This window comes from Streptomyces sp. NPDC054796 (assembly GCF_053611545.1).
This window is the reverse complement of sequence record NZ_JBSHAO010000016.1, coordinates 121468-136735: the sequence shown is the minus strand read 5'-3', so window position 1 is coordinate 136735 and position 15268 is coordinate 121468. Positions and strand designations below refer to the sequence as shown.

Sequence of the window (15268 nt, the reverse complement as noted above, 5' to 3'; positions counted from 1 at the left end):
GGCTGAGGACGTGCGCGGCGCGGAGACCGGGGCCGGTGCGGAATCCGGCGCGGAGTCCGTGGCCGCGCGGCTGCTGGAGGAGCTGGCGCGGCGCGGGGAGACACTGGCCGTCGCGGAGTCGCTCACCGGTGGCCTGGTGGCCGCGCGGATCACGGCGGTGCCGGGCGCCTCGCGGGTCTTCCGCGGCTCCGTCACGGCGTATGCCACCCCGCTCAAACGCGACGTCCTCGGTGTGGACGCGGCCCTGCTGACGGAGCGGGGCGCGGTCGACGCCGAGGTGGCCAGGCAGATGGCGGGGGGCGTGCGCAAGACGCTGGGCGCCGACTGGGGCGTCTCCACAACCGGCGTGGCGGGCCCCGAGCCGCAGGACGGCCAGCCGGTAGGAACTGTTTTCGTGGCCGTCGCGGGGCCCGGCGGAGGCGCGCGTGCCGTGCGTCTGGCGCTGGCGGGGGACCGTTCGGCCATCCGCGCGGAATCCGTCGACAAGGTGCTCGCGCTGCTCTTCGGGGAACTCACGGAGAATGCGCGGGCACAGGATACGGAACAACCAGGGGGGAATGGATGTTTGCAGCCCTGAGTGAACACGACATCGCTCCCCGCACGGGCACAGCCCGAGGCGGTACGGTGGAGCGTGAAGGATCCAGGGAAGGATCCTGGCCCAACGGGCCAGTCGGAATCAGGCTGTGGAAGACGCCGCGCGTTGAGAGGGAGGAGCACCGATGATTCTGCTCCGTCGCCTGCTGGGTGACGTGCTGCGTCGGCAGCGCCAGCGCCAGGGCCGTACCCTGCGCGAAGTCTCTTCGTCCGCCCGTGTGTCGCTCGGCTACCTCTCCGAGGTCGAGCGCGGTCAGAAGGAAGCCTCGTCCGAGTTGCTGTCCTCGATCTGCGACGCACTCGACGTACGGATGTCCGAGCTCATGCGGGAGGTCAGCGACGAGCTGGCGCTCGCGGAGCTGGCCGAGTCTGCCGCGAGCGACTCGGTGCCGCCGATGCGACCGGTGCTCAATCCGGTGACGGTGACCTCCGTCACAGGTGTGCCGGAGGAGCGTGTCACGATCAAGGCACCGGCGGAAGCCGTGGACGTGGTCGCGGCCTGAGATCTGTGATCCGCCCCGCCGGGCGTGACCACGGTCCCCGTGACCGGCCGCTTCTTCACAGGCGTGCGAAACGTATGAGGTGAGGGGCCCTGCTGGAAGGTTCCAGCGGGGCTTTTTGCTGTCCGCTTGCTCTTGACGGGTCTCCTGTGCGCTTCCGCTGTGTGGTCGCGCGTGTGCGTGGGGTGCGGGACGATGGACGGTGGGGCGGGGGAGCGCCCGGCCCGCGAGGCGGGAGGTGACGGACATGGCCGAGATGAACGTGGGCCCGCTGCTGGTGGCCCGCTGCGTTCTGAGTGCAGTCTTCGCCGTGGGCTGGCTGTGCGCCATATGGCGGCTGGCGGTGGGGGAGGGCGGCCCGCTGGAGGCATCCGTGACGGCGGGGGGATGGGGGCTGAGCCTGCTGCCGGTGAGCGTGACGCGTGCGCCGGGGAGCCGTACGGGGGCGGGCGTCCCGCGCGGCCCGGTGCGGGGTGCGGATGTGGGCGGGGGCGAGGGTGTGGGGACGGGGTTCGCGACGGAGGCTGGGACTGCTGCGGGGTCGGGTGCTGCGCCGGATGCTGGACCTGGACCGGGGTCCGCCATGAGGCCGGGCGCGGGGCCGTACGGGGGCGAGGCGCGGGGAGGCCGCAGGGATGCCGGGTCCCGGGCGGGGGCCGACGCGGGGCCGGGCGAAGGGCTCGGCGCCGTGACCGCCAGGGCCGCCGGGGTTGCCAGGGCCGTCGGCGCCGTCAGGCCGGTCAGGTCGGCCAGAGGTGTCAGGGCCACTGGACGTGTCCGGTCTACCAGGGCATCGCCACGCCGCCGTTCGGGCGGAGGATCTGGCCGGTCGTGAAGGCGGCGGCGTCCGAGGCGAGGTGGAGCACGGTGTGGGCCACGTCCTCGGGTTCGCCGACCCGCCCCAGGGGCGACATCCGCGTCATGACCTCCTCGGTCCTGCGCTGCGCCGCGTCGTCGTTGCGCTCGGTCATGGGGGTGCGGATCCAGCCGGGGGCGACGGCGTTGACGCGGATGCCGTGGCGGCCGACCTCGGTGGCCAGGGTTTTGGTCAACTGGACGACGGCGGCCTTCGCCGCGCCGTAGCAGAGCAGCCCGGGGCCGCCGGTGTCCACGGCGCCGGAGGCCATCGTGACGATGCTGCCGCGCGTACCGGTCTCGATCATGCTGCGGGCCGCCGCCTGGCAGGTGCGGAGCACGCCCTTGAAGTTGATGTCGAGCACCCGGTCGAGGTCCGCCTCGTCCGTCTCCAGCACGGGGCTGCTGTGCATCACGCCCGCGACGGCGGCGGCGATGTCGAGGCGGCCACCGGTACGTACGGCCGTGGCGACCGCCGCGTCGACGGCGGCGCGGTCGGTGACGTCGACGGTGTGCGCGTGCGCGGCGCCGCCCCCGGCCGTGACGGCGGCGGCCGTGGCGTGGGCGCCCTTCTCGTCGCGGTCGGCGCAGTGGACCGTGGCGCCCGCTTCGGCGAGCAGCAGTGCTGTGGCGCGGCCGATGCCGCTCGCCGCTCCGGTGACGAGCGCGGTGCGGCCTGTGAGGTCGTACGCCGGGAGGCTCATGGCGTACGACGGTACGCAGCGATCTGACGGGGCGTCAATTGTCGTGCGGGGTCCGCCCGTGCGGGGCGGGAGCGGGGCGGGTTCATCGGGCTCAGTCGGGTTCGGTGGGGGCGCGGGTCCCGGCGTCGGTGCCGGTTCCGGTGCTGTGGCCGGGTGCGGGGGCGGGGCCGAGGCCGGGGAGGGGGCCCGGCTGGCAGTGGGGGCAGTACCAGACGGTGCGGGGCCGGTCGGGCGGGCCGTACGTACCGGTGCGGATCGTGGTGCCGCACCGATGGCAGGGGCGGTGCTCGCGCCCGTAGACCCACAGCGCGCGGTCCCGGTCGTACGGGCCCCCGCGCGCACCGCCCCTGGGTGTACGCAGCCCGGTCTTGGTGGTGCGCCGGTCGTAGGTGTCCTTGTTGGCCTCCAGCAGGGTGTGCGCTGCGGCGAGGAGGCGGGGCAGCAGCGTGCCGGAGAGGCTGCCGACGGGTGTCCAGGGCGAGACGCGGGCGAGGAAGCACAGCTCGGCGGCGTAGACATTGCCGATCCCGGCGAGGTTGCGCTGGTCGAGCAGGGCCTCGGCGAGGGGGCGTTCCGGTGCGGAGCGGAGGCGGCGCACGGCCTCTTCCGCGTCCCAGTCGGGTCCGAGCAGATCGGGGCCCAGATGGCCGACGGCGTGCGACTCCTCGGCGGTGCGCAGCAGTTCGAGGAGAGGGAGGCGGTAGCCGGTGGCGGTGTTGTCCTCGGTGGTGAGGACGGCCCTGATCTGGTGGGCCGGTCCGCCGCGGGGGCCGCGTCCGGTGGGGGCGATCCGCCAGGAGCCGTCCATGCCGAGGTGGGAGTGGAGCGTCAGGCCGCCCGTGACGCGGGTCAGCAGGTGCTTGCCGCGCGGGGCCACCTCCAGGACCTCGCGCCCGGTGAGGTCGGCGGTCGCGAGGCGGGGGACGCGGAAGTCGGTGCGGGTCAGGACGCGGCCCGCGAGCGCCTCGTGGAGCCGGTGCGCGGTGTGCCAGACGGTGTCTCCTTCGGGCATGCGGTCATCCTCGCAGGAGCGCGGGGCCGGGGCGCGTCGTCGGCGCCGGGGCGGTGCCGTTGCCTGTGCCGGTGCGCACCTCCGTGCTCGACTTGGCGCTCACTCCGCTCACCCCGCTCGCAGCCGCAGCCCGCGCGGGGTCGCGAGGAAGCCCGCGGCCTCCAGGAGACCGCCGAAGGGTGAGGTGAGGGCCGGGGAGCCGTTGATCCGCTCGACCGTGACCGTGCCCAGGGCGCCCTCGCGCGCCGAGCGCGCCAGCGCCTCGGCGGCGGCGCGCAGGCGTGGCGTGGCCTCGTCCGGGGCGGCGCCGTCTGCCGCGCGGCCGACGGCGGTCGTGGTGCCGGTCCCGGGCGGGCCGCCCGGTGCCCCCGGACCCGGCGCCCCGGCGAAGGCGAACGCGGCGCCGACCCCGCCGCCGACCCCGGCCTCGGCCGACGCGTCCGCCGCCGCCTCCGCGCTGGTGCCCGGCCAGGCGAGGAGGGTCTTGCCGCCCCGCTCCATGTAGAGGGCCAGTTCGCCGTCGACGAGGACGACGACGGCTCCCGCCTTGCGCCCCGGCTTGTGTGCCGCGCCCGCCGCGCGTGCGCCGCCTCCTCCGGAGGAGGGCGGCTCCGGCCAGGGGAGGGCCGCGCCGTACGCGTTGGCCGGATCGGCGGCGGCCAGGACGGCCGCACGGAGCTGCGGCTCGCGCTCGCGGGCCGTGCTCACCGCGCGGAGGCGGTCGACGGCGCCGTCCATCGCGAACTGGGCCGCTCCCAGCCCCTCCACCACATAGCCCCTGCGCGCCTGCCCGCTCTCCTCGAAGACCGCCAGCACCCGGTACGCGGCCGAGAAGCCGCCCTCCACCCCCTCGGCGGCGACGGCCCCGCGCGTCACCACGCCGTGCCGGTCCAGCAGGGTACGGGCCAGGGCGTGGGCGCGGTGGGTGGGCTCCTGCTCCAGCGCTGGGAGCAGGGACCAGCGCCCGGCGACCGTCGGCGGTCCGCCCCGCGAGGCCGTCGGCCGGTTGGTGCCCGCGCGAGCCGTGGCGGCGGTCAGCGAGCCGTAACGTCCGCGGGGCACCGTTCTCTTGGCGCGGTGCGCTGTGGCGCCCGCGGTACGCCCCGAGCCCAGGAGGGAGCGCAGGGGGGACAGCGTGTCGTTGGTGAGGCGGCCCGACCAGGCCAGGTCCCACAGCACGTCGGCGAGCTGCGGGTCGGTGGCCTCGGGGTGGGTGGTGGCGCGGACCTCGTCGGCGATCTGGCGGAAGAACAGGCCGTAGCCGGGAGCGAGGACATCCAGCGCCGACTGGTGCAGCGGCGTCAGTTCGACGGGCAGCGGGGGCGGCAGGAGCAGCGGTGCCGTGTCCGCGAGGTGGAGGGAGACCCATCCGTCCTTGCCGGGGAGGGCGCCCCCGCCCACCCACACGACCTCTCCGGAGGCGGTCAGTTCGTCGAGCATGGCCGGGGTGTAGTCGTGGACGCGGCCGGGCAGCACCAGCTTCTCCAGTGCCGAGGCGGGCACGGGCGCGCCCTGCAACTGCTCGACGGTGCGCAGCAGCCCGTCGATGCCGCGCAGACTGCGGGTGCCCACGTGCTGCCACTGCGGGAGGAACGCGGCCAGCGCGGCGGGCGGCACCGGTTCCAGCTCCTCGCGGAGCGCCGCGAGGGAACGGCGCCGCAGCCGACGCAGCACCGCGGGATCGCACCACTCCTGCCCGGCGCCGGCGGGGTGGAACTCGCCCTGGACGAGACGGCCGTCGGCGGCGAGCCGGTGCAGGGCGCCGTCGGCGACGGCGGTGCCCAGGCCGAAGCGTGCCGCCGCGTCGGCGGAGACGAACGGGCCGTGCGTACGCGCGTACCGTGACAGCAGATCGCCCAGCGGGTCGGCGACGGGCTCGGTGAACGCCTCCGGCACCCCGACCGGCAGCGCCACCCCCAGCGCGTCCCGCAGGCGTCCCGCGTCCTCGACGGCCGCCCAGTGCTCGTGCCCGGCGACGCGCACCCGGATGGCGCGCCGGGCCGACTCCAGTTCGCGGGGCCAGGCGTGCTCGGCGCCGCGCTCGGCCAGTTCGCCGTCGGTGAGGGGGCCCAGCAGCCGCAGCAGATCGGCGACTCCTTCGGCGTCCTTGACGCGGCGGTCCTCCGTCCGCCACTGGAGTTCGCGTTCCAGCTCGGACAGGACGTCGGCGTCCAGCAGTTCGCGCAGCTCGGCCTGGCCCAGCAGTTCGGCCAGCAGCCGGGAGTCGAGGGAGAGCGCGGCGGCGCGGCGCTCGGCCAGGGGCGAGTCCCCCTCGTACAGATACTGCGCCACATAGCCGAAGAGGAGGGAGCGCGCGAAGGGGGAGGGCTCGGGTGTGGTGACCTCGACCATGCGGACGCGGCGGGCCTCGATGTCGCCCATCAGCTCGACGAGACCCGGCACGTCGAAGACGTCCTGGAGGCACTCGCGCACGGCCTCCAGAACGATCGGGAACGAGCCGAACTCGCTCGCCACCTGGAGGAGCTGCGACGCGCGCTGGCGCTGCTGCCACAGCGGGGTGCGCTTGCCCGGGTTGCGGCGGGGGAGGAGCAGCGCGCGGGCCGCGCACTCGCGGAAACGGGCGGCGAACAGGGCCGAGCCGCCCACCTGGTCGGTGACGATCTGCTGGACCTCGCCCTTGTCGAACAGGACGTCCGAGACGCCGACGGGCGCCTGCTCCGCGTCGTAGGCGCCCCCGCCGGAGCCCGCGCCTCCGCCCGCGTTGCCGCTCGCGCCACCGGGGCCGGTGGCGGCGACCTCGTCCAGCAGATCGAGGCCCAGCAGATCGGCGTCGGGCAGGCGCAGCACCAGCCCGTCGTCGGCGTGCATCACCTGGGCGTCCATGCCGTACCGCTCGGTGAGGCGGGCGCCGAGCGCCAGCGCCCAGGGGGCGTGCACCTGGGCGCCGAAGGGTGAGTGGACGACGACGCGCCAATCGCCCAGCTCGTCACGGAAGCGTTCGACGACGATGGTGCGGTCGTCCGGGACATGGCCCGCCGCCTCGCGCTGCTCCTTGAGATACGCGAGCAGGTTGGAGACGGCCAGTTCGTCCAGCCCGGCGGAGGTGAGGCGGGCGTGTGCCTCCTCGGGGGTGAGGGAGCCGATCTCGCGGAGGAAGGCGCCCAGCGCGCGGCCCAGTTCCAGCGGGCGGCCGAGCTGGTCCCCCTTCCAGAACGGCAGCCGCCCCGGCACCCCCGGGGCGGGCGAGACCAGGACGCGGTCCCGGGTGATGTCCTCGATCCGCCAGGAGGTGGTGCCCAGGGTGAAGACATCGCCGACCCGCGACTCGTAGACCATCTCCTCGTCCAGCTCCCCGACCCGGCCGCCGCCCTTCTTCGGATCGGCTCCGGCCAGGAACACCCCGAACAGGCCGCGGTCCGGGATGGTGCCGCCCGAGGTGACCGCGAGCCGCTGCGCCCCGGGGCGGGCACTGACCGTCTGCGCGACCCGGTCCCACACGACGCGGGGCCGCAGCTCGGCGAACGCGTCGGACGGATAGCGCCCGGCGAGCATGTCCAGCACCGAGTGGTACGCCGACTCCGGGAGCGAGGCGAAGGGGGCGGCCCTGCGCACGACGGCGAGCAGTTCCCCGACGTCCCAGGTGTCGACGGCGGTCATGGCGACGAGCTGCTGCGCCAGCACGTCCAGCGGGTTGGCGGGGACGCGCAGCGCCTCGATGGCGCCCTCGCGCATCCGCTCGGTGACGACGGCGGACTGGACGAGATCCCCCCGGTACTTGGGGAAGACGACACCGGCCGACACCGCCCCCACCTGGTGCCCCGCGCGGCCGACCCGCTGGAGCCCGGAGGCGACCGAGGGCGGCGACTCGACCTGGATCACCAGATCCACCGCGCCCATGTCGATCCCCAGCTCCAGGCTGGAGGTGGCGACCACGGCGGGGAGGCGGCCCGCCTTCAGGTCCTCCTCCACCTGGGCGCGCTGCTCCTTGGACACCGACCCGTGGTGCGCGCGGGCCAGGAGCGCCGGTGCGCCCTTCGCCGCGCCCGCCTCGGCCATCACCTCGGCGGGGGAGTGGTGTTCGGGAAGGGGCTCGCCGGTCTCCCGTTCGTACGCGATCTCGTTCAGCCGGTTGCACAGGCGCTCGGCGAGGCGGCGGGAGTTGGCGAACACGATCGTGGAGCGGTGTGCCTGGACGAGATCGGCGATGCGCTCCTCGACGGAGGGCCAGATGGACGGCTTCGCGCCGCCCCCGGGGCCGTCGCTCCCGGCGTCCTGTGCGGGCGAGGCGCCCAGCTCCCCCATGTCCTCGACGGGGACGACCACCGACAGCTCGAACTCCTTGCCCGAGGGCGGCTGCACGATCGTCGCGCTGCGGCGCGGGGAGAGGAAGCGCGCGACCTCGTCGACCGGGCGCACGGTCGCGGACAGGCCGATGCGCCGGGCCGGGCGCTCCAGCAGCTCGTCCAGCCGCTCCAGGGAGAGCGCCAGATGGGCGCCGCGCTTCGTGCCCGCGACGGCGTGCACCTCGTCCAGGATCACCGTCTCGACGCCGGAGAGCGCGTCCCGCGTCGCGGAGGTGAGCATCAGGAACAGCGACTCGGGTGTGGTGATGAGGATGTCCGGCGGGCGCCGGGCGAGAGAGCGGCGCTCGGCGGGCGGGGTGTCGCCGGAGCGGATCCCGACCCGGATGTCGGGCTCGGGCAGCCCGAGCCGCACGGATTCCTGGCGGATGCCCGTCATCGGGCTGCGCAGGTTCCGCTCGACGTCCACGGCGAGGGCCTTGAGGGGCGAGACGTACAGGACCCGGCAGCGCTTGACCGGGTCGGCGGGCGGAGGCGTGGACGCGAGCTGGTCGAGGGAGGCGAGGAAGGCGGCCAGCGTCTTGCCGGATCCAGTGGGCGCGACGACGAGCGCGTCCGACTCCTCGGCGAGCGCCTTCCACGCGCCCGCCTGCGCGGCGGTGGGCGCGCTGAAGGCCCCCGTGAACCATGCCCTGGTCGCGGGGGAGAAGGCGTCGAGTGCCGAGATCCCGTCCATGTCCCCCATCGTGCACCCCGCCACTGACAACGCCCTCGCACGGCGCAGAACGGGCCCGTGACCGGGCCGGGGGACGGCGGCCGGAAGGGCCGAACGGGGGACGCGGACGCTGACGCGCACACGGATGCGGATGCGAGTGCGGACGTGGGTCCGGTCGCGGGAGCCGGTACGGGCACCGGTACCGGCTCGGGCGCGTCCGGCGCGCGGGGCGGCGGGGAGTGGGCGCGGCACTGGCGGTACACGAGGCTGCCCGGACTCGATCTGCTGCGCGCCCGCTACGTCGCGCACACTTTCCCCCGCCACACCCACGACGGCTACGTCTTCGGCGCGGTCACGCGCGGCGTCGAGGAGGCCGGGCCGCCGGGAGGAGCGGTCCGGGCGGGCGTCGGCAGCGTCATCATGATCAACCCGGAGGTGCCGCACACCGCGCGGGGGGCCGGAGCGCCCGAGGGATGGGCCTGCGCCCACGCTCTGCCCGGGCCCCGCGCACTGATCGAGGATGTCGCCGCCCCCGTAGCGGTGTCCGTGCCGGTACGGGCCCCTACCCGTACCGGCACCGGTTGCGGGACGGGCGCCCCGGACCGTTCCGGGTGCCCCCGGCCCCGCGACGCCCCGGGGTCACGCGCCGTGTCCCGGGGAGCGGCCCCCGCCCCCGGCGCCCTCCCCGGCGCCTTCGGTACCCGCCTTGTCCGCCGCGGACCCGGACACCTCGCCGACGCCGATGACGCCCGCCGCGCGCCGCGCCCCCTCCGCGCTGCGTGTCAGCTCCGTCGCGGTGTCCGTGCCCTCGGCGACCGCCGCTGCCTCTGCCGACGCCCAGTGGAAGACGCCGCGCGCCATGGTGGACGTCTCGGCCTCCGCACGCCGCGCGTACACCTCGGACCGCACCCGTGCGACCTCCCGGTCCTCGGGGGCCGCCTGGGCCGCCGTCTCCGCCAGGTGCGCGGCCAGCCGCAGTTCCCCGCGCTCCAGGAGCCCCGTGGCGCGCTCGGCGAGCCTGCCCGCGCCGCCTGCCGCCGCCGCCAGCTCGGCGGCGAGGTCGCGCTCGGGGGCGGGCTTGAGATGGGCGGGGTTCTGGTCGTACCAGCCGCCCCACAGCCGCCACAGGTTGCGGACCACGAACTCCGGCTCGTCGTACGCCGGGTGGAGGTACGGGCGTTCCAGCAGCTCGCGCGGCACCTTGACCGTGTGCACGATCTCGTCGAGCCGCTTGCCCTCGTTCATGAGGGTGCGGGTCTGCTCGCACAGGGTCTCCAGGAGCGCAGCGCTGTCGCCGAGCGCCTGGCTGACCCGGTCGGCGCCGGTGATCGGCACGCCGTGGCCAGGAAGCAGCACCTCCGCGCCCAGCTCCCGCATCGCCCGCAGCGCCCGTGCCCACTCCTCGGGGTAGCGCTGCACCTTCTGCGGGTTGCCGGCGTTGGGGCTGTTCCAGATGAACAGGTCCCCGGTACACAGGACGCGCAGTTCGGGTATCCACACGTACGTGGCGTCGTCCGTCTCGCCGCGCGCGTGGACCAGCTCGAAGGTCAGGTCGCCGTGCCGCACGGTGAGCCGGTCGCGGTAGGTGGTGTCGGGGTAGCGGTAGCTGGTCGGCCAGTTCAGCGAGGGCACGCCGAACTGGCGGCGGTTGATCCAGGAGTTGTAACCGGCCGTGCTGACGTAGCGGTCGAAGCGCTCGGACACCGCCTCGTGCCCGATGACCTCGGGCAGCGGAACTCCCGCTTCCGTGGCCTCCTGGTCGAAGGGCGCGACACCGAAGACGTGGTCGACGTGGCCGTGCGTGTAGACGACGGTGCGGACGGGCGCGTCCGAGTAGTCCCGTACGGCCGCGTGCAGTGTCTTCGCCGTACGGAAGTCTCCGGAGTCGACGAGCACCAGGCCGTCGCCCGAGTCGAAGACCGCCACGTTGGCGAACGCGGGGAAGAATCCTGCGCGTTCGCCGATCCGGACCAGCTCGGGGCGCGTGTACGTCCCCGTCAGGTGCGGCAGCAGGGTCTCCTCGCCCTGCCAGACCCGCTCCGCGTAGTCGAGATACCCGTCGTCGTTCTCCTTGTGCTGCGTCATACCGGGCGGCTCCTTCTGCGTTCCATGGGCGTGTGCTGGACCTGTGCCGGGCCTGTGCCGCGATCACCAGGTGTTTCCCGAGTCTCGGCCGGACACCCGGAGCACCGACATCCGCTCTCGTCACACGAGGGAGCCGTGCGTAATGTGACGCATCACAAGGCGGCAGTCTTGTCGGCGTCGGAGAGCCGCACCAGGGGACGAACGACAGAGTCCGTCGAGAAGGAGGCGCGTGCCATGGCCGAACGCGGGAACGCCGGGGGCAGCGGTGCGGCGGGCGAGGACGAGCGCGGCACAGGCGGGGGCATCGCGGGACTGTCCGACGCGGCACGGGAACTGGCACTGCGCTGCGAGCCCCGCGTCAACGAACTGGCCCGCCGCATGGCACGTGACGCCTTCGAGCGGATTCCCGGGTACGCGGCCATCCCCGGCGACATGAAGGACCTGGAGATCGCCGCGACGGCCCGATACGGGATGCGCCTGTTCATGCGCCGCGTCCGCGACCCGGACGCCCGGCACGGCGACAACGGCCTCTTCCGCGAACGCGCCGCCCAGCGCGCGGAGGAGGGAGTTCCGCTCCATCTGCTGCTGCGCTCGCACTCCATGGGCGTCCACGTGCTCTGGCAGGCACTGCGCGAATCAGCCCGCCCCGGGGAGGACGCCGCGCTCACGGAACTCGCCGACCTCCTGCTCCGCACGCACGAGAGCACCATCGGAGCCGTCGCCCAGGCGTACATGGACGAACGCGCGGCCCTGGACGCCGAGCGCCGCGAACACCGCCGCTCCCTGGTCCGCGCCCTGCTCGACGGCTCCCTGGGAGCGGGCACGGGCGCCGCGCCACCGCGCCCACGGGGGACGGGGACGCCGGGCAGCGCGGCGAACCACCCGGAGGAGGAAGCGGAAGAGAGAGCCGCACGGGAAACGGAAGGAAACGTCGGCAACACTCACAGCGGGCGTGACGGGCGCAGTGGACGACTGGCCGAACTCGGACTGGAGCCTGGCGGCGCCTGTCTGGTGCTCGCCCTGGCCGTCCCCGCGTCGCCGGGACAGGACTCGCCCGTGGCACGCCGCCGCGTGCTGCGCCGCGTCCAGACGGTGCTCGACCACGCCTTCGGCACGGAGGTCGCCGCGCTCCTCGACGGCGAGCACGACGGCGGCGTCGGCAAGGCGGTGGTGCCGGGCAGTCCCGAACCGCCGCCCGGCCTCATGGACCGGCTGCGCCGGGCGAGCGGCGGCCCGGTGCGCGCCGCGGCCGTCTCCGCGCGGACGCCGGGCGAGGTGCCGGAGGCCGCCCGTACGGCGGCCGAGGTGGTGCGGGTGGCACGCGCCGCCGGGCTGCCTCCTGGGCTGCACCGGCTGGAGGACGTGCTGCTGGAGTTCCATCTGTCGCGCCGCGACGCGAGCAGCGGCGCCATCGCCGCGCTGCTCGACCCGCTCGGCGGCAGCCCGGAGCTGACCGGGACCCTCCGCGTCCATCTGGAACAGTCCCAACGGCGCCGCGACACGGCCAGGCTGCTGGGCGTCCACCCGAACACCGTCGACAACCGGCTCGCCAGGATCACCGAGCTGACCGGCCTCGACCTCTCCGCACCCCGGGGCACCGCCCTCGCCCTCGCCGCACTGCTGCTGCGGGGTGAGGCGGGCGCGCCGGAGCAGCCGTAGGAGCCGCCGTAGCAGGGCCCCTGCCGCGGACCGGGCCTCGGACCTGGGCCTGGGCTGCCTGGACCCGGACCTTGGCCCGGCCCCGGAACCGGAAGCCGGACCTGGTCCCAGGGGCCGGCCCCGGAACCGGATGCGGACCGTCCGTCTAGATCGCGCGCCCGTAGGCACGCAGCGTCAGCAGCGCCTCGATCGTCAGCCGGGGACGGCTCTCCAGCTCCGTACCCGGCGCCCACAGCCGCCAGTTCACCGGCCAGCCGCCGTCCTCGCACTGGCGCGCCTCGAGGGCGTCGAGACCGCGCGCCATCTCCTCGTCCGTGAACCAGCGCCGCGCCAGGGAGCCGGGCTCACGAGCGAAGTCGGTGACGTAGTGGTACTCGCCGGGCGCGTAGCCCTCCGCGACGGGGAACTCCGCCTCGCGCTCCGGATCCGTCACCGCCAGCCGCTGCTCCCGTACGAGCCGCCCCAGCCGCTCGGCCGCCGCCTCCGCGCGCGGCCGGTCGGGGACGCCGTCCAGGAAGGCGACGGCCGCGTGCACCTCGTACGGGTGCGTCGTCTCCAACCCCTCGACAGTGGCCCAGCAGAAGTCGGTCGCCCGGAACAGCCAGGCGTGCCACACGTCGTTGCGGTGCAGCGTCCCGACGACGGGCCCCGTGGCGAGCAGATCGCTGGGGGGATCGTCCACGACGGGGATCCAGGGGGCTGCGGGATAGCCGCGCAGCGAGGGATGCAGCGCGGGCAGCGCGCCCTCACGCGTGGAGACACCGGTCAGATAGCGGCAGACGCGCTCCACCCGCTGCCCTCCGCAGCGCCCGATCCCGTCCAGCACCCGCAGCGCCGTGGCCGTGTGCAGCGGCTGGCTGACTGGGCCGCGCAGATCGGGCTCCAGCGCGTGCCCGTAACCGCCGTCGGAATTGCGGTACGCGTCGAGCGCCGTCTCGACGGTGTCGGCGTCGCCGCCCAGGAAGTGGTGCTCGAACCGCCGCTGCTCCAGCACGCGCGCGGTCAGCCAGACGAAGTGTTCGGCCCGGGAGAGGGGCGTCGCTGAGGTGGGGACCATCGTCCGACCGTAGGCGCAAGCGGCTGCCCGGTCACGGGACCGGACGGGAGGCCCCCTGTGGGCGGGATACTGGAGGCATGCGGTTGACGGACTTCTGGGAGCGGATGGCCGACCACTTCGGTGGTTCCTACGCCGACTCCTTCGCACGGGACCACGTGATGGCCGAGCTGGGCGGGCGTACTGTCCGCGAGGCACTCGACGCCGGGTGGGAGGCGAAGGACGTCTGGCGGGCCGTGTGCGCCGCCATGGACGTTCCGGCCGACAAGAGGTGAGTCGCGCGGCGGGCGCCTGACCCCGTGAGCGAGACTTTGCACCGTGGGAGCGCCAGAAGACGAGGCCCGGAACGCGCCGGGCGGCCCGGAAGGGCAGCGGAAGGGCCGCGCGGAGACCGGCGGCGAGGGGACCGGCGGGGGGACCATGGCCGACGAAGGGACCGGTGGCGGTGCGCCCCGTGGAGGGGCCGACGGCGCGACCCGCGACGGCGCGACGCGTTGCGCGGGTGACGGTGACGCGGCGCGTGGCTCGGGTGACGGCTGCGGTGAGGGCGCGGGCCGGGACACGGGACCGCACGCGGACGGCGGCCGGCGGGAGCCCGGCCACAGCGGCATGCCGCGCTGGCTGCCCCGCGCCTTCGTGCTCGCCCTGGCCCTCGTGGGCTGCTACCAGCTCGCGAGCTGGGCCTTCCACCAGCTCGTCGGACTGCTGCTGAACGTCCTGATCGCCTTCTTCCTGGCGCTGGCCATGGAACCCGCCGTGAACCGGCTCGTGGCGCGCGGAATGCGCCGCGGACTCGCCACGGGCGTCGTCTTCCTGCTGCTGCTCGCGCTGACCGTCGGATTCTTCGGCGCGCTCGGCTCGGTGTTCGCCGACCAGATCACCCGGATCATCGACGACCTCCCCTCGTACGTGGACGACGTGGTCGTCTGGATCAACCAGACCTTCCACGCGGACCTGAACGTCGGCAAGCTCCAGGACAACGTCCTGCACTCCGACTGGCTGCGCGGCTACCTCCAGGACAACGCCGAGAATGTGTGGGGCCTGTCCGCCACCGTCCTCGGAGCTGTCTTCCAACTGCTGACGGTCTTCCTGTTCGCCTTCTACTTCGCCGCCGACGGGCCCAGGCTGCGGCGCGCACTGTGCTCCGTGCTGCCGCCCGCGCGGCAGGCAGAGGTGCTGCGGGCCTGGGAGATCGCCGTCGCCAAGACCGGCGGCTACATCTACTCGCGCGCCCTCATGGCGGTGGTCTCGGGCGTCGCGCACTACCTCTTCCTCGAACTGCTCGACGTGCCGTACGCGCCCGCGCTGGGCATCTGGGTCGGCGTGGTCTCCCAGTTCGTCCCGACCGTGGGCACCTACATCGCCGGAGCCCTGCCGATGCTGCTCGGGTTCACCGTCAACCCGTGGACGGCGGTGTGGGTGCTGGCCTTCGTCGTGGTGTACCAGCAGTTCGAGAACTACCTGCTGCAACCGAGGATCACCGCCAGGACCGTGGACATCCACCCGGCCGTCGCCTTCGGCTCGGTGATCGCGGGCACCGCGCTGATGGGAGTGATCGGCGCGCTGATCGCCATCCCGGCGACGGCGACCCTCCAGGGGTTCCTGGGCGCTTACGTGAAGCGGTACGACGTGACCGACCCGCGGGCCCACGAGGTGCGGCGGCACCGGATCCGGCGCCGCCGCACCTGATCCGTCTCCGATCCTGAACCGGGTGTCCGGCGGCGCGAAGACCGTTTTCCGAGGATTTCCGAGGGCTCGGAGGCAGGTTCCCGAAGTCGCGAAGAAGCCTCCTGAGCTGCTCCGAGCAACGAAGAGGACCGCTCTGAAC

General features: G+C 74.3%; 10 protein-coding genes and 1 pseudogene. 6 read left to right on the top strand and 5 right to left on the bottom strand.

The features are described from left to right. Positions 1 to 10: 10 nt before the first annotated feature. Entirely contained in the window at positions 11 to 577 is a 567-nt protein-coding gene (locus tag ACWGJ2_RS16265; protein ID WP_453346758.1) for a CinA family protein, read from the top strand. 142 nt (positions 578 to 719) lie between these two features. After that, on the top strand, positions 720 to 1097 hold the full coding sequence (locus tag ACWGJ2_RS16260; protein WP_453346742.1) for a helix-turn-helix domain-containing protein: 378 nt from the start codon (positions 720 to 722) through the stop codon (positions 1095 to 1097). Between the two features lie 779 nt (positions 1098 to 1876). Here the strand turns inward: ACWGJ2_RS16260 and ACWGJ2_RS16255 are convergent. The 3 genes from ACWGJ2_RS16255 to ACWGJ2_RS16245 all read right to left on the bottom strand — a co-directional run bounded on the left by ACWGJ2_RS16255 (position 1877) and on the right by ACWGJ2_RS16245 (position 8663). After that, entirely contained in the window at positions 1877 to 2653 is a 777-nt protein-coding gene (locus ACWGJ2_RS16255) for an SDR family NAD(P)-dependent oxidoreductase (RefSeq protein WP_453346741.1), read from the bottom strand. Between the two features lie 91 nt (positions 2654 to 2744). Further along, positions 2745 to 3665, bottom strand: coding sequence for an Fpg/Nei family DNA glycosylase (locus ACWGJ2_RS16250; protein ID WP_453346740.1), 921 nt, complete (start codon positions 3663 to 3665; stop codon positions 2745 to 2747). A 108-nt stretch (positions 3666 to 3773) separates the two neighbouring features. Beyond that, a complete protein-coding gene (locus ACWGJ2_RS16245) occupies positions 3774 to 8663 on the bottom strand; it encodes an Lhr family ATP-dependent helicase (protein ID WP_453346739.1) in 4890 nt (1629 codons plus the stop codon). A gap of 57 nt (positions 8664 to 8720) precedes the next feature. On the opposite strand from ACWGJ2_RS16245, the pseudogene ACWGJ2_RS16240 reads away from it, so the two are divergent. Then, positions 8721 to 9038: pseudogene (locus ACWGJ2_RS16240) on the top strand (AraC family ligand binding domain-containing protein); the annotation flags it as partial. A gap of 243 nt (positions 9039 to 9281) precedes the next feature. Here ACWGJ2_RS16240 and ACWGJ2_RS16235 read toward each other — a convergent pair. Further along, a complete protein-coding gene (locus tag ACWGJ2_RS16235) occupies positions 9282 to 10727 on the bottom strand; it encodes an alkyl sulfatase dimerization domain-containing protein (protein ID WP_453346738.1) in 1446 nt (481 codons plus the stop codon). Positions 10728 to 10961: 234 nt separating this feature from the next. Between ACWGJ2_RS16235 and ACWGJ2_RS16230 the strand changes: the two genes are divergently transcribed. Then, complete coding sequence (locus tag ACWGJ2_RS16230) at positions 10962 to 12386, top strand: PucR family transcriptional regulator (protein WP_453346757.1); 1425 nt, start codon at positions 10962 to 10964, stop codon at positions 12384 to 12386. A gap of 145 nt (positions 12387 to 12531) precedes the next feature. Here the strand turns inward: ACWGJ2_RS16230 and ACWGJ2_RS16225 are convergent, their stop codons facing one another. Then, a complete protein-coding gene (locus ACWGJ2_RS16225) occupies positions 12532 to 13443 on the bottom strand; it encodes a hypothetical protein (protein WP_453346737.1) in 912 nt (303 codons plus the stop codon). A 77-nt stretch (positions 13444 to 13520) separates the two neighbouring features. Here ACWGJ2_RS16225 and ACWGJ2_RS16220 point away from each other — a divergent pair, with 77 nt between their 5' ends. Together ACWGJ2_RS16220 and ACWGJ2_RS16215 are read left to right on the top strand one after the other, a co-directional pair. Continuing rightward, positions 13521 to 13715 carry a DUF3046 domain-containing protein gene (locus ACWGJ2_RS16220; RefSeq protein ID WP_453346736.1) on the top strand — a complete coding sequence of 65 codons (195 nt, stop codon included), beginning with the start codon at positions 13521 to 13523 and terminating at the stop codon, positions 13713 to 13715. Positions 13716 to 14049: 334 nt separating this feature from the next. After that, positions 14050 to 15129, top strand: coding sequence for an AI-2E family transporter (locus ACWGJ2_RS16215; RefSeq protein ID WP_453346756.1), 1080 nt, complete (start codon positions 14050 to 14052; stop codon positions 15127 to 15129). Positions 15130 to 15268: the final 139 nt, after the last annotated feature.